The following is a 22,673-nucleotide window of genomic DNA, read 5'->3' as shown; positions in this document are numbered from 1 at the left end:
TATAATTAATTCCTTTATCTTGCGACCGGATAAATTAGCATTCCTTTTTCTAGTACCTTATTATATTCTTGTTGGGCCGGTTTTCCATCATAATCAAAAAGAAATAACGCTTGATTATCGCTTAATTTCGACTTTACTTGCGGACTAGGTTTTATAGCTATATTTCCACTTTCTTCCGTTTCTGAATTATCTGCTGTTATTATGGTAGCTTTATAATGCAATTCATCAACCTGTATAAAATCCACTTCGTAACCTCTAAAAATAAGCTTTTTAAGTTGAGCATGTTTTGAAAATGGCGCTTTTAAATCTAGATAGAAATTGATTCCTTTTCCTCCATTACGCATACCAGCAACCCATTTTTCGTAGTAAGCTTGCTCTATATTAGTTCCTGTTTCTGCCATAACCGAAGTTGTTGGCGCACACGAAGCAACAACATATAACACCAAAAAGAATATTATTTTTTTCATAGTTACTCGTTTAAAAATTTCACAAAATGAAACCCTTTCGGAACGTATCCGTGATTCATATAAAATTTATGCGCCCCGAAATTAGTAGTAAATGCATCGAGTACAATCATATTGCAATTTTCTGCTATTGCTTTCTGATTTAAATAGTTTGTCATTATACTCCCTATTTTTTGCGAACGAAAATCTTGATGAACTACTACATTATCTAATTCCAGGTATTTTCCGGACCACAATTTAGTTCCTATCCAAAATCCTGCCAAACCAACTGTTTGGTTTTCTTGAACGACAATAAACTGCTTGTAATTATTAGGAACCATTTGCTCTAACAAAGATTTGTATTTTTCAATAGTATAATCGGGATATAATTGTTTAATAATAGGCAATTGTGCTACCATTTCTTCAATCGTTGTAAGTTCTTTTAGCTGATTCATTTTACTTTTCTAAGAGATTTTTATTAAATAAATTCAAAATTCTTCTATACTCATCTACCCAAGAATAAGTTTCTGTAAAACCGTGTGCTTCAACAGGAAACACAGCTAAATCCCAATCTTTTTTACCCAATTCGATGAAACGTTGCGACAAGCGAACAACATCTTGAAATTGCACATTATCATCTACCATTCCGTGTAACATTAATAATTTATCCTGTAGATTATTGGCGAAATAAATAGGCGAACTTTTCTTGTACGCTTCGGGATCTGTTTCTGGAAAATTTAAAATATTAGAAGTATAACCGTGGTTATAATGTGCCCAATCGGTAACTGAACGCAAAGCTGCTCCTGCTTTAAATTCGCCCGGCTCGGTCAATAAAGCCATCAAAGTAATGAATCCGCCGTAAGAACCACCATAAATTCCAACTCGATCATTATCAATTCCTAAATTTTCAACCAAATATTTCTTTCCATCTAAATGATCTGATAAATCTTTTCCACCCATATGACGGTAAATTCCAGTTCTAAAATCACGTCCATACCCATCACTTGCTCGATAATCAATGTCTAAAACGGTATAACCTAAATCCGTCAACAAGTTATGAAACATAAACTCGCGATGATACGAACTCCAATAATTGTGAGCGTTTTGTAAATATCCGGCTCCGTGTACGAAAATAATCGCGGCTTTATTTTTGTTTTCAGTTTTTGGTTGATATAATCTTGCATTCACATTGATTCCATCCGAAGCTTTAAATGTAATGACTTCGGGTGAAGCCCAATTGTATTTTTTGAATTCAGAAGTTGTGGAAAACGTAATTTGTTTTAAATCGGCGTTTGATTTGTTAGCTCCAACATATAATTCCCAAGGTTTATTTTTAAAGGAATAACGTACTAAAAGATTTTTTTCGTCAGGCGAAAGTTCTACTTCGTAATTTCCGTCGTTTGTTAGAATTCCCGTCATTTTTTTTGAAGCTATGTCCAATTTATAAAAACTTCTGTTTCCCGGATGGGTTGTCGTCGTCGTAATGTAAAATGATTTATTGTCGTTTGCCAATGTAACATTTCGAACTTCCCACTTTCCAGTTGTCAAGGTTTCTCTTTTCTTCGTTTGTAGATTTAAAGTATATAAGTGTGAAAAACCTGAAACTTCTGATTGAAAATAAATCGTGGAATTATCAATAAAAGCTAAGGTTCCACCACCGAAATTATAACCTGGAATTCCTGGTCCGCCAATCCAAGCTTCATCGTGTTGATGATCTAATTCGGTAATTTTTCCTGAATTCAAGTCCAACTGAACAATCCAACGATGTTTATTGTCTTGACTTCTCAATTCTAAAACAGCATTTTTTCCATCTTTACTATAAACCGGACTTTGCATAATAACGCCCGTTTCATAATCCGATTTGTCTTTTAAATTGTCATATTCTTGATAATATTTTGGTGTGTCTTTACTTCCTGATAAATCGGCAAAAGAAACGTAATAAGTGGTGTCTTTTTCTACATTAAAGATTCCTAATTTGTGCATACTGAAATTTTCTAAAGACACTTTTGATCTCGATTTATCCTGTCTAGTATAACCATCAGCGGTGATGAAATTTTCCACATTCGTAGTTGCTGGCGTTGGATAATCGGAAACTCGGAAGGTTATAAATTTCCCGTCTGGTGAAGGTTTTATTTGTTCTAAAATCGATTTATCGTAAAATATTTCTTTCGGAAACGATTCTTTTTTTGATTTTGATTTATCTTCATACCATTTGGTGCTTTGTTTTTCATCGCGAACAAATTGGAATAATTCGTCTTGCTGCTTTTGCAAGAAACTTTCCGTCTCGTCAGCTTTTGCTTTCTCTTTTCCTGATTTGAAATTGGTCAATTGAATAATCGAAAAATCTTGGGTATTCAATTGGTAGACATTTCTGTTTTGCTGAAAGAAAATTATATTCGGATTGATGCTTCGAACTATCGCGGTAATTCTGTCAGTAGAATGAAGTACTTTTTTAGTTTTTTTCGTAGCTTTCGTATAAGCATACAAAACACCTTGATTCGTATAATAAATTACATCAAATTGCTTTTGGGAAGCATCGTAATCGATAGCATATATTGGATTAGCTGTTGTAACTTTTTGTGGCGCATTTAAATTTGTATTCCAAAAATAAGTACTATTTCCTATTTCATTAGTTGGATTCCAATCGAAAAGCATTGTTTTTCCATCGACAGACCAACGGTGATTTTCAGGTTGATTCCCGATGAATTCGTTTCCTTTCATAATATCTTCAAGTTGAAGTGCTTGTGCGAAACTGAAAAAAGCAGTAATTAAAGCGAAAAGAGTAAAGAAATTCTTCATTAGATGGCATTTGATTCTTACAAATATACCAAAAAATAAAGTTTGAAATAACAAGGTTGTTTTGGTTTCGATTTCGGAATGTAATTCTTCGAGATGTAATTATTTTTTTAATATATTTGAAGAAGTTAGCGCAATTAAAATTAACAAAACACATGTTTGATCCGAGAAATGCTTTTCAAAAAATAAGCTACTTACAGTATCCTGCAATGCTTGTAGGAATATATTATTGTTTAAAACCCTATTTTGTTGGCTTTGAAACCATTTGGGAAAACTACAATTACACACTACTATTTATGGGCTTAGGACTTAGCCTTTCCACTTTACAAGATACCACAAAAACGCAAAACGAATTTTCTAGAAAGATTTGGGAAAACCCAAAAAAGGGAAAAATAGCACTTATTGTAATAGCAATAATGGCAATTTTCATTATTTCGATTGGATTTTATGGCATTTATATCTCGAAAAACGAGGCATTAAAACAACTTTCATATGGAACAATTGTTTTTGGTATTGGAATTATTGGATTATTAAAATCAGCAATTGAAATGTTTGAAAATCATCGTTTGGATAAGAAAAACAGCAATACTGATATAGCATAAAAGCAGTAGCAGCCTTTAAGTTAGCAGACAAGAACAAATCTTATAAAATTTGCGCATAAAAAAATAAAAGTTTACATTTACACTCGAAATAGGAAATGGTGTTCTTCCTAACCCAACCGCTTTTAAAAGCTGATGACGCCTGATTATAGTAATGTTAAAGCATTTAATCAGGATAATTATGACCAATCGCCATCAAAAAAAATCAGCCCTTAAAAAATTTCTAATTCAAATTAGCTTATTTTTTAGAAAATTTCCAGCAGTTCCTTATATCCTAAAATGGTTGGTGATTAGTTCACTGATCGGTATTCTTGTGGGTTCTGCTTCCGCTGGATTTTTAGTTACTTTAGATTGGGCAACTAATTTTAGAGAAGCTAATTTGTGGCTTATTGCATTACTTCCAATTGGTGGTTTGTTGATTGGTTTAGGCTATCATTATTTAGGAAAAGATGTAGAAGCGGGAAATAATTTACTCATCGACACCATTCACAATCCAAAAGCAGTTATTCCCTTTCGAATGGCTCCATTTGTTTACATTGGAACTATTGTAACCCATCTTTTAGGAGGTTCTGCAGGTCGAGAAGGAACTGCAATTCAAATGGCGGGTTCGATTGCGGATCAATTTAGCAAACCTTTTAAATTAACTGAAAGCGAACGTAAAATTTTACTTATTTCTGCCATAGCAGCTGGTTTTGGTTCCGTTTTTGGAACACCATTAGCAGGAGCCGTTTTTGGTTTGGAAGTTTTCCTAATTGGCAAAATAAGATACAATGCGATTTTTCCTGCATTTGCATCGGCTATTCTTGCTGATTTAGTAACTGATCTTTGGCAAGTTCAACATACGCATTATCACATAGATTTTGTGCCTGAAAGTGGAGCACTTCCCATTATCTACAGTATAATTGCCGGAATTTTATTTGGTTTATGTGCAGCGGTATTTAGTAAAACAATCCATTTTTCGACAAGAATGTTTCAATCTAAAATCAAATTTCCGCCTCTTCGTCCCTTTATTGGCGGAATTATTGTGGCTTTAGCAGTTTTAGCTTTGGGAACTACAAAGTACATTGGTCTGGGAATTCCAACAATTTTACAATCTTTTGAAGAGCAACTTCCCATTTATGACTTTGCTATAAAAATGGCACTCACAATACTAACTTTAGCAGCAGGGTTTAAAGGTGGCGAAGTTACACCGCTATTTTTTATAGGAGCTACTTTAGGAAGTGCGTTATCTTTTTTTATTCCACTTCCAACCGCACTTTTAGCCGGAATGGGTTTTGTTGCCGTTTTTGCTGGTGCTACCAATACACCTTTGGCTTGTACGTTAATGGCTATTGAGCTTTTTGGTGTAGAATCAGGAATTTATGTAGCCATTGCTTGTGTTGTTTCTTACTTATTATCAGGACATAACAGTATTTATTCTACTCAAAAAATTGGCGAAGCCAAGAATAGTAGATTTATTAATCACATCAATAAGAATATGAATGAACTTGAATAGTTTCATTCTCAACTAATTCAAGATATTTTATAAGTGAAAACAATTCAACTTTTGAAATATTACTTCTTTTCAACTTAATATAAACGCAAAAAAGTCCCGAAGAATCAGGACTTTTTTAAATATGTTTATTACAACTAGTTGTTCAAAGCTTCTGCTCCACCAACGATCTCAAGGATTTCATTAGTAATTGCGGCTTGACGTGCTTTGTTGTACGTTAATTTTAATTGATCTCTCAATTCTGTAGCATTATCGGTTGCTTTATGCATTGCTGTCATACGTGCTCCGTGTTCTGCTGCAAATGAATCTCTAATAGATTTGTACAATTGTGTTTTCAATGATTTTGGAATCAAAGTCATCACAATTTCTTCTTTTGAAGGTTCAAAAATATAATCAGATGCAATAACTTCACCACCTACAATAGGAGCTAATGGTAAAAACTGTTGTGTTCTTACGATTTGAGTTGCTGCATTTTTAAATTCATTATAGATAATTTCGATTTTATCATAATCACCTGCCACAAATTTATCCATTAATTCTTGAGCAATTGCAGAAACGTTTTCAAATGTTAAATGATCAAAAATACCAATTTGCGTTTCCGCTACATTGACAGTTTTACGCAAAACATCGTTTCCTTTTTTACCAATAGCATAAACATCTACTTGTTTTCCAGGGTATGAAGCCGCAACAAGTTTTGTTTGTTTAATTACATTTGTGTTGAATGCACCACACAAACCTCTATTGGAAGTAATTGCTACAAGAAGCACTTTATTTACTTCTCTTTGAGTTGTAAAAGCACCTCCAACTTCTCCTTCAAGAGTTGCACTTAAGTTTTGTAATAGTTCGGTAAGTTTTTCTGCATAAGGACGCATTGCAGTAATTGCATCTTGCGCTTTTTTTAACTTTGCAGCCGAAACCATTTTCATCGCTGATGTAATTTGCATCGTTGATGAAACTGAAGTAATTCTATTACGGATTTCCTTTAAGTTTGCCATTTGTTATAAATTGTATATTGTAAAAATTGCATACTGCATACTGTAAATTGCTTTTAGCTCTTTACAGTATGCAACATACAATATACTTTATTAATTGTATTTTGCTGAAATTTCTTTAGCTACTTTTTCTAATACATCAGTGATTGCATCATCAAACTTACCGCCTTTTAATGCATCTAAAGTATCTTTATGTTTCGCATTTAAGAATTCTAAATAATCTTTTTCAAATTCTTTAACCTTCTCAACAGGAACATTTCTCAATAAGTTTTTAGAACCTGCGTAGATAATAGCTACTTGGTCTTCTACTTTAAATGGAGAGTTTAATCCTTGTTTTAAGATTTCAACGTTTCTTCTTCCTTTTTCAATTACGTTTAAAGTAACTGCATCTAAGTCCGATCCAAATTTAGCAAATGCTTCTAATTCACGGAATTGAGCTTGGTCTAATTTTAAAGTACCAGATACTTTTTTCATCGATTTAATCTGAGCATTACCTCCAACACGAGATACCGAAATACCTACATTAATTGCAGGACGAACTCCAGAGTTGAATAAATCTCCATCTAAGAAAATTTGTCCGTCAGTAATCGAAATTACGTTTGTTGGAATATATGCAGAAACGTCACCCGCTTGTGTTTCAATAATTGGTAAAGCCGTTAATGAACCACCACCTTTTACGATTCCTTTAATAGAATCAGGTAAATCATTCATATTTCTAGCGATCTCATCATTAGCAATTACTTTACAAGCTCTTTCTAATAAACGAGAGTGAAGGTAGAAAACGTCTCCAGGATAAGCCTCACGGCCCGGAGGTCTCCTTAATAATAAAGAAACTTCACGGTAAGCCACAGCTTGTTTAGATAAATCATCATAAACAATCAATGCTGGACGACCAGAATCTCTAAAATATTCTCCGATTGCAGCACCTGCCATTGGAGCGTAAACTTGCATCGCAGCTGGATCAGAAGCATTAGCAGCAACAATAATGGTATAAGCCATTGCTCCTTTTTCTTCTAACATTTTTGCAATACTTGCTACAGTTGAAGCTTTTTGCCCAATTGCAACATATATACAGAATACAGGTTTTCCTGCATCGTAAAATTCTTTTTGATTTAAAATCGTGTCAATACAAACAGTTGATTTACCTGTTTGACGGTCACCAATTACCAACTCACGTTGTCCTCTACCCACTGGAATCATAGCATCAACTGCTTTTACTCCTGTTTGTAATGGTTCAGTTACGGGTTGACGGAAGATAACTCCAGGAGCTTTTCTTTCTAATGGCATTTCGTATAAAGTTCCACCAATTGGTCCTTTACCATCAATTGGATTCCCCAAAGTATCAACAACACGACCTACCATTTGTTCTCCAACTTGAAGAGAAGCAATTCGTTGTGTTCTTTTTACTGTTGAACCTTCTTTGATTCCGGTCGATGGTCCTAAAAGTACCACACCCACATTGTCTTCTTCCAAGTTCAAAACGATTGCTTCTAATCCGCCATCGAATTGTACTAACTCACCATATTGTGCGTTTGATAATCCGTAAACACGAGCAATTCCATCCCCAACTTGAAGTACTGTTCCAACTTCTTCTAACGTAGCACCAGATTCAAAACCTGATAATTGTTGTTTTAATATTGCTGATATTTCAGCAGGTTTAATTTCAGCCATTGTGATATATCTTTAATGGTATATTATTTACTAAACTCTCTCTTTAAATTTTGCAATCTGTTTTCCACAGAAGCATTGTATTGTTTGTCACCCATTCTTAAGATAAATCCTCCAATAATTGATGGATCTACTATATTTTGAAGTGTAATCTTTTTATCTGAAAACGTTGCGATTTTAGCCAAAACTTTCGCTTCTAAATCAGTTGTAATTGGAAACGCAGTAGTTACTTTAGCAACTTCGATTCCGTTTAGCTCATCATATAAAGCTGTAAATTGCAAAGCAATAGCATTTAATAATTCAAATCTTTGATTTACTAAAAGCAAATGAAAAAGCCCTTTTGTTTCCTTTTGAACAGAAGCGAATATTTCGTTTAATGATGAAAATTTAATTTCACCTTTTACTATTGGACTTATCAAAAAGTTTTTTAACTCAGCACTGTCTTTAATTGCATTTGCAATAGCGATCATATCTGCATTAACTGCATCTGATGTGTTGTTCACTTTTGCAATATCCAAAATGGCTTTTGCGTATCTAATTGCTGCTCTCGTTCCTGCCATGATATTAGTTTAATTTAGCGTCACCTAACATTTTCTCAACCAATTTAGTTTGAGCTTCTTTGTTCGATAATTCTTCTCTTAACAATTTCTCAGCGATCTCTAATGACAATGACGACACTTGGTTTTTCAATTCTGCCATTGCTGCATTCTTTTCACTTTCGATAGCTGCTTTCGCGTTCTCGATCATTTTATCTCCTTGAGCTTGAGCTTCAGATTTAGCATCAGCAATCATAGCATCTTTGATTTCTCTTGCTTCTTTAATCATCAAATCTCTTTCAGCTCTCGCTTCAGCCAATAATTTCTCATTATCTGCTTTAAGATTTTGCATATCTTTCTTAGCATTTTCAGCCGCTAATAAAGCATTTGTAATTCCTTCTTCACGCGCCGCTAAAGCTGATAAAATTGGTTTCCAAGCAAACTTAGCTAATAATACAATTAATATTAATAAAATAATGACTTGCCAAAAAAACAAACCATAACTAAAATCGTTAATTAACTTATCCATTTATATACTCTTTATAAAATTCTTTAAAACATTTGTTTAATAAACAACACCCGCAGCCAACCGCTGCAGGTATTGTTTTAAAATTAAGCTCCTAAGATTAAAGCACCGAATGCTAAACCTTCTAATAACGCTCCAATGATAATCATTGCAGTTTGGATTTTTCCGGCAGCTTCTGGTTGTCTTGCAATAGCATCCATTGCAGAACCACCAATTTTACCTAAACCTAAACCCGCTCCGATTACGATTAAACCAGCTCCTACTAAATTTGGAATTGTCATGATAATTGATTTATATATAATTAAACAAAATTTATACTAAACTATAGCATTGTCAGTTTGATCTAACCCATCGTGATGAGTTTCGTGATCATGATGATGCTCTTGAACTGCCATTCCAATAAAAAGAGATGACAACATTGTGAAAATGTACGCCTGTAAAAACGCAACTAAAATCTCAATAAACATAATGAAGATACTAAGCAATAATGAAACTGCCGTAGCTCCTCCAGCTGTTAATTGCTCTTTCATTAAGAAAACGATAGCAATCAACCCCATAACTACAGTGTGACCTGCCGTGATGTTTGCAAAAAGACGAATCATTAATGAGAAAGGCTTGGTGAACATCCCTAAAACCTCGATAGGCGCTAAAACAATTTTCATTGGAACTGGCACTCCTGGCATCCAAAAAATATGCCCCCAATAATCCTTGTTTGCACTAAATTGTGTAATAAAGAAAGTAAATGCCGCTGCACACAAGGTGAAAGCAATATTTCCTGTAACGTTAATTCCTAACGGTGTTAAACCTAATAAGTTTAATGCGAAGATTAAGAAAAATACAGTTAATAAATAAGGTGTGAACTTTTTATATTTTTTCTCACCGATATTTGGTCTTGAAATTTCATCACGAACATAAATGACTAAAGGTTCTAAAGCTCTACTGAATCCTTTTGGTAAATTATTGTGTCCGTTTTTATAAGTCTTTGCTAACCCTAAGAATGCGAAAAATACTAAAGTCGCAGTAAAGAGTAAAGCAACTACATTTTTAGTCATTGAAAAATTCAATGGCATTGTGTTTGTTGGATGATGGTGCTCGTCCATTGTTAAGTCACCTGCTGAATTGGTATCATAAATTTTTCCGTGGAATAATTTGTAAAATTTACCATCAACTTCCGCTAATGCTTCCCCGTGTTCAAATTTTGACGCAGAAAAAACTTTTAACCCACCATCAATTAAAATAACAGGAAGTGGAAATCCATAATGCTTACCTTCTGCCTCATCTGAGAAGAACGTAAAATAATAATCATCTTGAAGGTGATGTTGCATGTGAGCATAAACTACATCTTTTGCAGTTTTCGGCACTTCAACGTGAGCTTCTTCAGTAGTGATCTCTTCAGTAGTGATTTCTTCAGTCTGCGTTACTACTTGTAATGAATCAGTAGTTTGAGCCGAAAGAATCAGTGGACTTGTTAAAAACAATATCGCCGTTAAAATGGAAAGTGGTTTCCTTAAAATCATCATAACTATTATTCTTATGTTTCCTAAAAATTTTTGCAAAAGTACAATTTTTATTAATATTTCAGCTTGCTAATTTGCATATTTTTAAACAATTGTTGATTTTTTGTTTAATAATCACTTTTTGTTTAATAATCTTATTACAAAATAGGCATCTAAGCAAAGAAAAATCATAAAAGCGATGAAAAAATTAACTTTTATTTCTTTTTCGATAATCGCCTCTTTAAATAAAAACTGAGTGGCAATAAAATAGCTAATAATCACTTTTGCAGAAGATAAGCCTAAAAAAGCGTATCCAATTTGTTCTTTCGCCTTTTTTTCAATTTGCAACAAAATCAACAACGACAAAACTGAAAGCGTCGCCTGACTGGCATAAGACACAATAAAATTTGAAATATTAAAACCGGGAAACAAAAATTGACAAGCAAAAAAATGCACTACCATCAACACTAGAACAACAATAAAAGATTTGGTATAAACAGACATATACAACTATTTGTTTTTATTAATTTGATTCACTTGGCGTATCACTTGAAATATTGCCACAAAAACACCTAACAGCGTTAACACTTTAAAATAAATTTCGGATGAATTTTTATATTTCTCATCCAACCAACTACCTAGATACGAAAATGCAAAAATAATCAATCCCATTTGAAATGGAATGTTAATTAATGCCAACCAATTATTAGAAGGCTTCTTTTCGGGTTCCATTATTTCGCGGCAATTCGCATTTCACAACTAGCTTCAAATTTAGCTCCTGGTTCCACTGCTAATTTTCCAACAATAACTTCTCCTGTTATGTGCGCTTTTGATTTTACATTTAACAATCCTTCACTATGCAACTTTCCTGCAAATTTACCTTCAATATCAATACTATTACAGACAATATCTCCAAAAACTTCTCCTGTGGGACCAATCACTATTTTACCTTCGGAAGTGAAGTTGCCTTCTAATTTTCCATCCAATCTAAAATCTGCTTTTGTCACTATATTACCGGTGATAAAAGTTCCTTCAACGATTCTATTTGTTTTTCCTAATATATGATCTGGGTTTTTGATTTTATCAAACATTTTTTGGGGTGTTTGGTGTTATTATTGATTCAACAAAATCCATTCTTCAAACTTTTTCTTCATTTGAATAATTTTATAATCCTCGGTTGAAATAATGTAGGCTTGATCTTTTATCTTGTAATCCTTGTATTCTTTCAATAATGAAAGTACTGAGTTAGCTCTTTCTTTTGAGCTAAAACCATGAATTACAATAAAATCGTTATTCATATCGTATATGTCATCCGAAGCTTTTAGTAAAACTGTCTGACTATCTTTTAAATATTTGTCTATTTTATCAGTCAAATTTTTAACGTCTTTATCTAAAGGAAATTTCTTAAGAAAAATTACTTTCCACTCTGTATTTTCGTTTTTGCCGAAATCTAATGCTTCTAATTTTGGAATATCATTTTTCAATAACTTCTCTGCTTCTTTACCTTCGTCTATATTTGGATAAGATAAGGCCACAAAATTCAAACCTTTTTTATATTCGTCTAATCCTTGAAGTCTACCCGCAACTCTAGCTTTTAACATTTCAAATTTAGCCACAGATTCCTCACCAGTAAATCGATTAATTAATTCGTCTATTTCTTGAGCCACTTCGCGTACCTGATTATTTTCAAATCGTTTAAAAGTAGCATAATAAACAGTTTCAGGATTGGTTTCATCTTCGATTGCCACTGATGGATTTCTTACAATTTCAGCATATCTACTATTTGGATATTCTGCTAAAATTTGCTGTTTCACAAATTCGGCTTTTACAGGAGAAATAACTTGATAAATTTTAAACAAATTATATTTTGCAGGCAGAATTAAACGTTCTTCAGGACTGTTTTTTAACAACTGCTCTAATCGAGATGCTGCTAATTCATATTCTTTGAATTTTTCTTTGTAAATGATTCCCAGTTGATAATAAGCGAAGTTTCGATCTTTAGCCAAGCTATCTAAAAGTTTTTTATCCGATGGAACTTTCTTCAAATAATAATCCACTTCATATAAGGGATTACCCGTAACCGCTTCTTTCTTATCACTTGTGACAGAATCAGGGCTTTCTTCACCGTCGTCGGAAGCGATAGTAGAAATGCTATTTTCCGTCGTTGACCATTTCCAATTGTCTTTTAATTCCCGTTTTCCCCATTTAACAACAAATTCCTTCATTCCAAATTGAACAGATACCGGATTATAAAAATAAAAATTTGCAACTTCATCAGAACCATTAGTAAGTACTGGCGGCAAACCAGTAGGGTTTTTACTACTTTTGCTTCCAAGACCAAGATCATTAGCACCTAAATTATTATTGAGGTTGGAATTTGCTGTTTGATTCGCTGCTAAATTGGCCTCTTTTTGAGCTAATTCGGCAGCAATTTTAGCTTTTCGCTCGTCATCTATTTTTAATTTAGCAATGTAATTTTCGTAATATTTGTTACGTTCAGAATCATTCATTGCCACAACCGATAAAATACTATCGTTTTGTGTTGCGATAGTTTCATATTTAATTACATCAACTAAATTAATTCGTTTCTTTTTAATTTTTCTATATTCTCTCGTTCTATCATTTAAACGCAATAGCGTACTGTCATAATATTTACCAGCTGCTATATACTTGGCTTCTCTGAACTTAATTTCTGCAATATTTCTGTAATTTGAAGAAATTAAATAAGTGTCTTGCGAAGTAGCTTTTATGGACTTATTATAGAATTTTTCCGCAAGTTTATTTTGGTTTTGCTTGTCATAAAAAATTCCCATTTGATGGTTCAATATATCCAAATAAGGACGATTTTCTCGGTCGTCAAGTAATTTTTGAAATTTTTCTACAAAAACAAGAGTATCACCTTTCACGTAATCAAACTGTTGCGCTTGTTTTGCGTGCGCTTGGATTACATAACGACGGGGTGATTTTCTATTCATTTGAATCACTTCTTCAAAACTAGCAAATGCGCTGTCTTGATGATTCATACTTTCGTATAATTGTCCTAAAATAAAAGTATATCTAGCATTTTCTTCGTTGCTTTCTGTAGCTTTTATCGCAATTTTAAGCGCAGCAACCGCACTATCTTTTGCTTCAATATTCATGTAAGCTTGCGTCAACATCGCATTCGCATCTGCTAAATCTTGACCCGATATATTCTTGTTATCTAATAATTTCTTTAGATTTTTAATTGCAACCTCATCATTATCTAAACGAATATTTACTTTTTCTCTCCATACTTTTGCGTGATAAATTTTATCGCTTAATGGATGTTTATATAGGATATAATTTAGCGCTTCTAGCCCTGGAATAAATCGGTTATCGTAGTATCGCGCTTTTGCTAATAAAAGATAAGCCTCATCCATTTGCGGATTTTTCTCGGTGCCACCAATGTTCATCGAATGTTTTTGAATTGCTTTTACTGCCTTTTCTTCCGCACGTTCAAAATTAGCATTTTTGGTTTGACCTGGCAATATCGCTTCTTCCTTATTTGGCATTCTCTCGATGGGCAAAATTTCCCAAAAATTATCTTTATAAGTTGCTTTTAAATCAACCAATCCTTTATCTAAGGCAATATTTCCATTGTATAAAACATTGTACTCTGTAGTAACAGCGTGGAAATTACGATTGATAAATTTATCTTTTTTAACAGAACAAGCTATTAAAAAAATTAAAAAACCAACTGACAGTATGTATTTTAAGATGTTGCTTTTCAATGTAAAACGTTTTTATTCTTAACTACTAAAATCTATTTTTAGTATCTATATAGGGGTAAAAATACGTTTCTTTTTTTGATGTGTAAAAAAATAAACGGTTTTTTGTTAATCAAAAACATTTTTTAAATCTTTAATCACTTTAAAAGCCACGTCAATTTGTTCATCACTAACAATAATTGTGAATTCGTTAGTAGTCGAAATTACTTCGTGAATTACAATGCCCTCCCAAGCCAAACGCTGAAAAATGTAATAATAAACTCCTGGAGTTGAAATGTTTTCTTGTGGTAGTTTTACCGTAATAGAAGATAAGTTTTCGATCTTATGCGTCCGTTTTTCGCTTTTAAATAAACTTTCAATAATTGGATCAATTGAAGTACTGGTGACAATATTGGTTTCATTTACACCTCTTGAAGACGTATAAAAAATATCTTGTAACTTATTGATTTCTGTAATTAACTTGGCTTGATTTTCCAATAAAGTGTTTGAACTCACAAAAGTGTAATCTGTTAAAGAAGAACGAACCGTAATTTCGCCTATGTTTTTCAACACTTTCGAAATTTTATAATTGATTTTAAAATCCAATTCTTCAGACAATCTTTTTAACGACATTACCACCGCACCTTGTTTCACGTCTTTACCTAAATGGGCTTCCAACTCAGGCATCATAATTCGGGCAAGAGAAGTTAAGTTGATAATTCCTTGCGAAAGCGAACTCAATAAAAAAGGTTTTGATTTGATGTAATGTTCTACAACTGAAGATATTGTTTTCATTGAAAATTATTTTTCTGCTTAATAAACGCAAAGATATGATTTTTCAAACAAATTGTTATAATTATAACATTAAAAATGATAAAATGCGTCTTCGATATGATCTATAACAAAATCGTTGCTTTCTTTATGAATTGCGATAATGTCAAAACGAACTTCAAGATCTAAATCTTTTTGAGTAACGTATTCATTAATTGCTTTTACTAAAAGTTGAATTTTCTTAGGTTTCACAAATTCTTGTGGCAAACCAAAATCAATACTCGATCGGGTTTTGACTTCTACAACAGCCAAAACACTTCCTTTTTGAGCAATAATATCAATTTCGGCTTTGTCAAAAAACCAATTTACTTCTAAGATTTCATAACCGTTTTCTTCTAAAAAAGCTACAGCTAATTCTTCCCCAAGTTTGCCTAGTTCATTATGTTCCGCCATTTTTCAGTGTTGAGTAATTGGTTTGTGTTGATATAAAGTATTACAGTAAAATAAAGATTCCTCAAATTATTTAAATCTGTGTTGTAAAAACTTATTGTATAAACCTTAAAACAATTTTGTTTTCATTTACCTCGAAATCCACTTTTTTCCCTAAAATTAAGGTTCGGTTGTCTTTTTGATGTCCGGCTGGAAATTCAAATGCAATCGGAATGTTCTGTTCCTTAGCAATTTCGGTGATAATTTGCACTTCATTCTGCCCAAACGGAATTTCATTATCGTGCATATCAGACATACTTCCCACAATAATTCCTTTTACTTTTTCGAAATAACCATTGCGTTTTAAGTTGAACATCATTCGATCAATATGATATAAATATTCATCCAAATCTTCGATAAATAAAATTTTATCTTTGGTATTTATTGAAGATTTCGAGCCTAACAAACTGTATAAAATCGAAATATTTCCACCTACTAATTCACCCGAAGCTTTTCCTTTTTTATCGTACGATTTAGAAGGAATTATATATGCAATATCTTCTCCAAAAAGAGCTTTTCTTAAAGTTTCTTTCACTTCTTCAGACGCTTTTGGCACCGTAAACGGCATAATCGAATGCAAACTTGCAATGCGTTCCACATTCAATTGACTGTGCAAAACCGTTACATCACTAAAACCCATAATCCATTTTGGATGTTTCTTAAACTTAGTAAAATCTAAGGAATCGATAATTCGAACGGTTCCATAACCGCCACGAGCAACCCAAATTCCCTTTACATTCTCATCGTCCATCATTGCCTGAAAATCGGCAATTCGTTCGGCATCGGTTCCACCCAGTTGACAACTGTCTAAACCAATAGTATTTCCTAATTTAGCTTTCAAACCCCAACTTTCTAATAATTCGATAGCAGGTTTTGCGTCTTCAGGCATAAATTTTCGAGCTGTGCAAACAATAGCGACCGTATCGCCTTTCTTTAAATAAGGTGGAATTTTCATTTTCTTTTGGGAATGTGAATTTACTGAAACAAAAAGGACCAATACAAAACCGATATACTTCATCATTTGTAAAAGTTTAACCCAAAAATACATAAATTAGAAACAAAAATTCGCCATTTCATTTGTAAAGAATTAATTTTGCATTAAATTTTATGATGATATGTTAGAAAATCCGAAAAGATATACGATTACTGCTGCTTTGCCTTATACAAATGGTCCAATTCATATTGGTCATTTAGCCGGTGTTTATGTGCCATCCGATATTTATGCGCGCTATTTGCGTTTGCAAGGAAAAGATGTGGCTTTTATGTGCGGAAGCGATGAACACGGTGTTGCAATTTCTATGAAGGCTAAAAAAGAAGGAATTTCACCACAAGAAGTTATCGATAAATATGATGGAATCATCAGAAAGTCATTTTTAGATTTTGGAATTTCTTTTGATAATTATTCCAGAACTTCGGCTAAAATTCATCACGATACAGCACAGGAATTATTTAAAAAATTATACGATCAAGGTGATTTCATTGAGGAAGTTACCGAACAATTATACGATGCAAAAGCAGATCAGTTTTTAGCAGACCGTTTTGTAACTGGAACTTGTCCTAAATGCGACAATCCGGAAGCTTATGGCGATCAATGCGAAAAATGTGGTTCGACTCTAAATGCTACCGATTTAATTAATCCAAAATCAACAATTACGGGAGAAATTCCAATTATGAAAGCGACTAAACATTGGTTTTTACCTTTGAATAGATACGAAGATTTCTTAAAAGAATGGATTTTAGTCGGACATAAAAACGATTGGAAACCGAATGTTTACGGTCAAGTAAAATCGTGGATTGATGGCGGTTTAGAACCAAGAGCAGTTACACGTGATTTAGATTGGGGAATTGACGTTCCGGTTGAAGGTGCAGAAGGAAAAAAATTATATGTTTGGTTTGATGCTCCGATTGGCTACATTTCGGCAACAAAAGAGTGGGCTTTACGCGAAGGAAAAGATTGGGAACCCTATTGGAAAGACAAAGACACCAAGTTAGTACATTTCATCGGGAAGGATAATATCGTTTTTCATTGCATCATTTTTCCAGCGATGTTAAAAGCAGAAGGAAGTTATATTTTACCCGATAATGTTCCGGCAAACGAATTTTTAAATTTGGAAGGCAATAAATTATCAACGTCTAAAAATTGGGCGGTTTGGTTGCACGAATATTTACAAGATTTTCCAGAAAAACAAGATTCTTTGCGTTATGCTTTGACAGCAAATGCACCAGAAACAAAAGACAACGACTTTACTTGGAAAGATTTTCAGGCAAGAAATAATAATGAATTAGCAGCGATTTATGGAAATTTCATCAATCGTGTGGTGGTTTTAACGCATAAATATTACGAAGGAATTGTTCCTGCTCCAAATGAATTTTCGGAAGTAGATGTACAAACTTTAGCCGAACTAAAAGCGTATCCAGCGGTGATTTCGTCTTCAATTGAGCGTTACCGTTTTAGAGAAGCTTTAGGCGAATTAATGAATGTAGCCCGATTAGGAAATAAGTATTTGGCCGATGAAGAGCCTTGGAAAATGATCAAAACCGATCCGGAACGCGTGAAAACACAAATGTATGTGGCTTTGCAAATTGCTTCGGCTTTGGCTATTTTATCAGAACCATTTTTACCGTTTACATCTAAAAAATTGACTCAGACTTTAAACATCGAAGTGAATAATTGGAATGTAGATTTCAATAATTGGAACTTGACAAAAGCAGGACATCAAATCGGACAAGGAGCAATCTTATTCGCTCAAATCGAAGATGAAGAAATTCAAAAACAATTAGATAAATTAGAAGCAACTAAAACCGCAAATAAAGTGGAAAACGCAACAGCCGAACCTCAAAAAGAAGTGGCAACATTTGATGATTTCTCAAAATTAGATATTCGTGTAGGAACAATTCTAGAAGCTGAAAAAATGCCAAAAGCCAACAAATTATTGGTTTTAAAAGTAGATACTGGAATTGATGTTAGAACAATAGTTTCTGGAATTGCCGAACATTTTTCACCGGAAGAAGTAATTGGAAAACGCGTTACAGTTTTAGTAAATTTAGCACCAAGAGCTTTACGCGGTGTAGAAAGTGCCGGAATGATTTTAATGACCAACAACGCAGAAGGAAAATTAGTTTTCGTAAATCCAGATGCGGAAGGCGTGATTAATGGCGCGATGATTAGCTAATAATGAACAACAAACCAAGAATTGCTTTATTCATAGGAATCCTTTGCATTTCTATCTTCCCGATATTAGTTCGTTTGCAATTAACATCGGGACTGATTTCTGCATTTTACAGAATGGCCATTGCACTTGGTTTGCTTTTACCTTATATAATCGTTACTAAAAAATTCAAGTTGCCTAATTCAAAATTATTGATTACAGCGATTATTTGTGGGGTTTTATTTGCTTCTGATGTAGCCGTTTGGAATATTGCCATTCAAAAATCGAGTGCAACTCAAGCGACACTTTTAACGAATTTAGCACCGGTTTGGGTCGGAATAATCTCGTATTTTTTCCTTAAAAACAAACCCGCTACTAATTTCTGGATCGGAACTTTAGTCGCTATTTTAGGAATGATCACTTTAGTGGGCTTTAGCTTTTTCTTAAAGTTGAATTTTGATATGGCTTTTTCTTTAGCGATAGTATCCGGAATCTTATATGCAATTTATATTTTAGTCAGTAAAAACGTTTTATCAGAAGTTGATGTGTATTCCTTTATGACAATTACATTAGTTACTTCAACCTTATTTTTAGGCGTTGTCAATTATTTTGTTGGCGAAGCATTCTACGGATTTTCGAATGATGCGTGGTTGGTGCTATTCATTCAAGGAGCCATTTGTCAACTAGCGGCTTGGTTGTTAATTAGCTATGCAACTCAAAATATGCGCGCCACTAGAGTTTCCTTAAGTTTATTGAGTCAAGGCGTAATTGCTACGTTTTTGGCTTGGTTATTCATCGATGAACAAGTAACTTTACAAATGATTATAGGTGGAATTATTTTACTTTTTGGAATTAGTATCACTTTTATAGAAAATAAAAAACATGAAAAACATAAAAACAATCGCTTTTGACGCAGACGATACGCTTTGGCACAACGAACCGTATTTTGATGAAGCACAAGAACGTTTTTGTCAATTGTTTCAAGATTTTGCTTCAAGTCAGGAAATTTTAGGTTCCATTTTAAACCATCAAGTGAAGAATTTACCGCTTTATGGCTTTGGTATTAAAGCCTTTACCTTGTCGATGATTGAAACCGCTTTGAAACTTACTAACCATAATATTTCCGGGAAAGGAATCGAACAAATTATGGAAATTGGTACCGATTTATTGCAAAAACCAGTAGAATTATTGCCAAATGTGGAATCCGTTTTAGCTGAATTAAAAGGAAATTATAAATTAATTGTTGCCACAAAAGGCGATTTAAAAGACCAACATCGCAAATTACACGATTCAGGAATTGGTGCGTATTTTCATCATATTGAAGTATTAAGTGATAAAACCGAATTGGATTATGAAAAAATGCTAGGCAGACTGGATATTCAAGCTGAAGAATTTTTGATGATTGGAAATTCCTTAAAATCAGACGTTTTGCCAATTATAAATTTAGATGGTTATGCGATTCATATTCCCTATCGCACGACTTGGGAATATGAAAAAATTGATTTTGAAATTGAACACGAAAACTTCAAATCATTCGATAAAATTGAAGAAATCTTAACAATTTTATAGGCTTTTTTGAATCGATTTAATCCTTTAATTTCAGTAACTTTACGAAAATTGAAAAATATATGTTAACAAAAAGTATTGCAGAAGCTTTAAACAAGCAAATTAGAATTGAAGCGGAATCTTCACAAATTTATTTAGCGATGGCTTGCTGGGCTGAAGTTCAGGGTTTAGAAGGGGTGTCGCAATTTATGTATGCACAATCTAACGAAGAGCGTGAACACATGCTAAAATTGGTGAAATATGTAAACGAACGCGGAGATCACGCAGTTATTACTGATTTAGTTGCACCAAAAACTAAATATGGTACTTTCAAGGAAATGTTTGAAGAATTGTACCAACACGAATTGTTTGTTTCAAATTCAATTAACGAATTGGTTCACATTACTTTAACTGAAAAAGATTATGCAACACATAACTTTTTACAATGGTATGTTGCCGAACAAATTGAGGAAGAAGCTCAAGCAAAAACCATCTTAGACAAAATTAATTTGATTGGCGAAGACCGTGGTGGCTTGTATTTATTTGATCGTGACATCCAACAAATTGCAGTAACTAGCTCAAATACATTAAATCCTTAGTTATTTTTATTTAGAATATTTAAAAATAGTACTATCTTTGTAGTGTCAAAATGAAATTCTGATGAGCAAAGACGTAAAAAAGAAGGACAAGAAAAAAGAAAAAAAGAAGCTAAAACAACAGCTCCTTTTAACCGAAATAAAAATTGTAGAAAACTGCAAATCAAAATGCTGTGGCAAATTTGAAAAAGGCGAACACAAACGCTGTAAACGCTGTCCAATGTTTGATTTAATGCAAAAAGCATCCTAAACCTTCTCTAACCTGAGAAGGTTTTTTTAATTTAATTTTGAAAATTTTGAAAACTATAATTGACTTAAAAACCTGGAATCGAACAGCTCATTTTGAATTCTTTTCAAAGTTTGACGAACCGTTTTTTGGCATCATCACGCCAATTGATTGCACGATTGCTTATCATAATTCTAAAAAAACTAAAATCCCTTTTTTTGTTTATTATTTACACAAAACACTTGTTGCCATAAATAAAATAGAAAATTTTCGTTTGCGAATTGAAGATGAAAATGTGGTGCTTTATAATGAAATTGACGCTTCGGCAACAATTATGCGAGAGGATAAAACTTTTGGCTTTTCATTTATGAAATATCACGAAGATATTCACGAATTTAATGTAATGGCACAAACCGAAATTCAAAGAATACAAAATACATCTGGAATTCTTACACGAGAATATCCCGAAAATATCATTCATTTTTCGGCCGTTCCTTGGATTAACTTCACTGGATTAACACATTCGCGTAATTATTCAATTTCGGATAGTTGTCCAAAGATTTCTTTCGGGAAATTAATGGAGGAAAACGGTAAGAAAACGATGGCTTTGTCTGTAACGGCCCATCACGGTTTGTTAGACGGTTATCATATCGGATTATTTGTAGAAGAATTACAAAACTTATTGAATTCCTAAATGATTCCAATCGCATTTCATCCCCTATTTAAACATCCTTTGCCGGAAGGACATCGTTTTCCAATGTTGAAATACGAATTGCTTCCACAACAATTACTTCACGAAGGAACCGCAATTGAAACTGATTTTTTTGAACCTGAACTTTGCGATTTAGCACACGTTTTTGCAATTCATACTAAAGAATATGTAAACGATTTAGTCCGTTTAAAATTGGATCCAAAAGCTGTTCGGAAGATTGGATTTCCGCTTTCAGCAAAATTAGTAGAACGCGAATTACGAATCGCTCAAGGAACAATCATCGGAGCCGAAAAAGCATTCGAAACCAAAGTAGCTTTCAATATTGCTGGTGGCACGCATCACGCATTTTCTAATCGTGGCGAAGCTTTTTGTATGTTAAATGATCAAGCAATTGCTTCCCAATATCTGCTGGATAAAAAATTAGCAAAAAAGATTCTAATAATCGATTTAGATGTGCATCAAGGAAACGGAACCGCTGAAATATTTCAAAATAATGCTAAAGTCTTTACTTTTTCAACCCACGGAAAATCGAATTATCCGTTCAAAAAAGAAATTTCAGATTTAGATATTGCTTTTGAAGATAATACTACAGATGATGTGTTTTTGTCGACTATTCAAAAGTTAATTCCTAAATTAATTGAAGAACAAAAACCCGATTTCATTTTCTATTTAGCTGGAGTTGATATCCTGGCAACTGATAAATTAGGAAAACTAGGTTGTACATTAAACGGTTGCAAAAACCGAGATGCAATTGTATTTGAAAATTGCTACAACTACCAAATTCCCGTTCAAGTGAGTATGGGCGGAGGATATTCTCCAGAAATTAAAACGATTATTGAAGCACACAGCAATACTTATAGAGTTGCAAAATCCATATTTTAATAAAAAAAGCGACCTATTACAGTCGCT

25 protein-coding genes and 1 riboswitch are annotated in these 22,673 nt (G+C 33.3%); of the genes, 9 read left to right on the top strand and 16 right to left on the bottom strand.

The genetic code is table 11. The features are described 5' to 3' along the window. Positions 1 to 14 precede the first annotated feature (14 nt). The 3 genes from T1L09_RS12515 to T1L09_RS12505 are packed head-to-tail and all read right to left on the bottom strand — an operon-like array spanning position 15 to position 3,242. Positions 15 to 467 (bottom strand): hypothetical protein, encoded by a 453-nt coding sequence (locus T1L09_RS12515; protein WP_322551305.1) that lies wholly within the window; start codon positions 465 to 467, stop codon positions 15 to 17. 2 nt (positions 468 to 469) lie between these two features. After that, complete coding sequence (locus tag T1L09_RS12510; protein ID WP_322551304.1) at positions 470 to 898, bottom strand: GNAT family N-acetyltransferase; 429 nt, start codon at positions 896 to 898, stop codon at positions 470 to 472. Between the two features lies 1 nt (position 899). Further along, on the bottom strand, positions 900 to 3,242 hold the full coding sequence (locus T1L09_RS12505; protein WP_322551303.1) for a S9 family peptidase: 2,343 nt from the start codon (positions 3,240 to 3,242) through the stop codon (positions 900 to 902). A 152-nt stretch (positions 3,243 to 3,394) separates the two neighbouring features. Here T1L09_RS12505 and T1L09_RS12500 point away from each other — a divergent pair, with 152 nt between their 5' ends. Then, positions 3,395 to 3,841 (top strand): hypothetical protein, encoded by a 447-nt coding sequence (locus T1L09_RS12500; protein ID WP_322551302.1) that lies wholly within the window; start codon positions 3,395 to 3,397, stop codon positions 3,839 to 3,841. Positions 3,842 to 3,923: 82 nt separating this feature from the next. Then, positions 3,924 to 3,990: riboswitch (Fluoride riboswitch) on the top strand. A 29-nt stretch (positions 3,991 to 4,019) separates the two neighbouring features. Continuing rightward, complete coding sequence (locus T1L09_RS12495) at positions 4,020 to 5,333, top strand: voltage-gated chloride channel family protein (RefSeq protein ID WP_322551301.1); 1,314 nt, start codon at positions 4,020 to 4,022, stop codon at positions 5,331 to 5,333. Between the two features lie 134 nt (positions 5,334 to 5,467). Here T1L09_RS12495 and atpG read toward each other — a convergent pair whose 3' ends face one another. From atpG to T1L09_RS12430, 13 genes are all read right to left on the bottom strand, one after another. Further along, on the bottom strand, positions 5,468 to 6,325 hold the full coding sequence (gene atpG, locus T1L09_RS12490; RefSeq protein WP_322551300.1) for an ATP synthase F1 subunit gamma: 858 nt from the start codon (positions 6,323 to 6,325) through the stop codon (positions 5,468 to 5,470). A gap of 90 nt (positions 6,326 to 6,415) precedes the next feature. Then, a complete protein-coding gene (gene atpA, locus T1L09_RS12485; RefSeq protein ID WP_322551299.1) occupies positions 6,416 to 7,993 on the bottom strand; it encodes a F0F1 ATP synthase subunit alpha in 1,578 nt (525 codons plus the stop codon). Between the two features lie 23 nt (positions 7,994 to 8,016). Further along, positions 8,017 to 8,550, bottom strand: a complete 534-nt coding sequence (atpH, locus tag T1L09_RS12480) for an ATP synthase F1 subunit delta (RefSeq protein WP_322551298.1) — start codon at positions 8,548 to 8,550, stop codon at positions 8,017 to 8,019. 4 nt (positions 8,551 to 8,554) lie between these two features. Next, entirely contained in the window at positions 8,555 to 9,055 is a 501-nt protein-coding gene (locus T1L09_RS12475) for a F0F1 ATP synthase subunit B (RefSeq protein WP_322551297.1), read from the bottom strand. An 83-nt stretch (positions 9,056 to 9,138) separates the two neighbouring features. Next, positions 9,139 to 9,333: an ATP synthase F0 subunit C gene (locus T1L09_RS12470; RefSeq protein ID WP_014165720.1), complete on the bottom strand. Its 195-nt coding sequence runs from the start codon at positions 9,331 to 9,333 to the stop codon at positions 9,139 to 9,141. Positions 9,334 to 9,369: 36 nt separating this feature from the next. Beyond that, positions 9,370 to 10,572, bottom strand: coding sequence for a F0F1 ATP synthase subunit A (atpB, locus tag T1L09_RS12465; protein WP_322551296.1), 1,203 nt, complete (start codon positions 10,570 to 10,572; stop codon positions 9,370 to 9,372). 111 nt (positions 10,573 to 10,683) lie between these two features. After that, positions 10,684 to 11,052 (bottom strand): hypothetical protein, encoded by a 369-nt coding sequence (locus T1L09_RS12460; RefSeq protein ID WP_322551295.1) that lies wholly within the window; start codon positions 11,050 to 11,052, stop codon positions 10,684 to 10,686. Positions 11,053 to 11,058: 6 nt separating this feature from the next. Further along, on the bottom strand, positions 11,059 to 11,280 hold the full coding sequence (locus tag T1L09_RS12455) for an AtpZ/AtpI family protein (RefSeq protein ID WP_322551294.1): 222 nt from the start codon (positions 11,278 to 11,280) through the stop codon (positions 11,059 to 11,061). Continuing rightward, complete coding sequence (locus T1L09_RS12450; protein ID WP_322551293.1) at positions 11,280 to 11,639, bottom strand: bactofilin family protein; 360 nt, start codon at positions 11,637 to 11,639, stop codon at positions 11,280 to 11,282. Before T1L09_RS12450 ends, T1L09_RS12455 begins: the two co-directional genes overlap by 1 nt. Positions 11,640 to 11,660: 21 nt before the next feature. Beyond that, on the bottom strand, positions 11,661 to 14,300 hold the full coding sequence (porW, locus tag T1L09_RS12445) for a type IX secretion system periplasmic lipoprotein PorW/SprE (RefSeq protein ID WP_322551292.1): 2,640 nt from the start codon (positions 14,298 to 14,300) through the stop codon (positions 11,661 to 11,663). Between the two features lie 105 nt (positions 14,301 to 14,405). Beyond that, on the bottom strand, positions 14,406 to 15,071 hold the full coding sequence (locus tag T1L09_RS12440) for an aspartate kinase (RefSeq protein WP_322551291.1): 666 nt from the start codon (positions 15,069 to 15,071) through the stop codon (positions 14,406 to 14,408). A 69-nt stretch (positions 15,072 to 15,140) separates the two neighbouring features. Further along, complete coding sequence (locus T1L09_RS12435) at positions 15,141 to 15,500, bottom strand: YraN family protein (protein WP_322551290.1); 360 nt, start codon at positions 15,498 to 15,500, stop codon at positions 15,141 to 15,143. Between the two features lie 91 nt (positions 15,501 to 15,591). Beyond that, positions 15,592 to 16,554, bottom strand: a complete 963-nt coding sequence (locus T1L09_RS12430) for a S66 peptidase family protein (protein WP_422718581.1) — start codon at positions 16,552 to 16,554, stop codon at positions 15,592 to 15,594. Between the two features lie 97 nt (positions 16,555 to 16,651). On the opposite strand from T1L09_RS12430, the gene metG reads away from it, so the two are divergent. From metG to T1L09_RS12395, 7 genes are all read left to right on the top strand, one after another. Next, entirely contained in the window at positions 16,652 to 18,709 is a 2,058-nt protein-coding gene (gene metG / locus T1L09_RS12425; RefSeq protein ID WP_322551288.1) for a methionine--tRNA ligase, read from the top strand. Continuing rightward, on the top strand, positions 18,709 to 19,596 hold the full coding sequence (locus T1L09_RS12420) for a DMT family transporter (protein ID WP_322551566.1): 888 nt from the start codon (positions 18,709 to 18,711) through the stop codon (positions 19,594 to 19,596). The genes metG and T1L09_RS12420 overlap by 1 nt, the downstream gene beginning before the upstream one ends. Beyond that, a complete protein-coding gene (locus T1L09_RS12415; RefSeq protein WP_322551287.1) occupies positions 19,568 to 20,254 on the top strand; it encodes an HAD family hydrolase in 687 nt (228 codons plus the stop codon). The genes T1L09_RS12420 and T1L09_RS12415 overlap by 29 nt, the downstream gene beginning before the upstream one ends. Before the next feature lie 59 nt (positions 20,255 to 20,313). Continuing rightward, positions 20,314 to 20,829 carry a ferritin gene (locus T1L09_RS12410; RefSeq protein ID WP_322551286.1) on the top strand — a complete coding sequence of 172 codons (516 nt, stop codon included), beginning with the start codon at positions 20,314 to 20,316 and terminating at the stop codon, positions 20,827 to 20,829. A gap of 61 nt (positions 20,830 to 20,890) precedes the next feature. Then, entirely contained in the window at positions 20,891 to 21,076 is a 186-nt protein-coding gene (locus tag T1L09_RS12405) for a hypothetical protein (protein WP_322551285.1), read from the top strand. 46 nt (positions 21,077 to 21,122) lie between these two features. Beyond that, a complete protein-coding gene (locus tag T1L09_RS12400; RefSeq protein WP_322551284.1) occupies positions 21,123 to 21,746 on the top strand; it encodes a chloramphenicol acetyltransferase in 624 nt (207 codons plus the stop codon). Next, entirely contained in the window at positions 21,747 to 22,646 is a 900-nt protein-coding gene (locus T1L09_RS12395) for a histone deacetylase family protein (protein WP_322551283.1), read from the top strand. It begins immediately after the preceding gene. Positions 22,647 to 22,673 lie beyond the last annotated feature (27 nt).

Origin of the sequence: Flavobacterium psychraquaticum, from assembly GCF_034497725.1 — a bacterium.
Taxonomy (GTDB): Bacteria; Bacteroidota; Bacteroidia; order Flavobacteriales; family Flavobacteriaceae; genus Flavobacterium; species Flavobacterium psychraquaticum.
The sequence above is the reverse complement of the archived record's forward strand: the minus strand, read 5'-3'. Positions and strand labels throughout refer to the sequence as shown.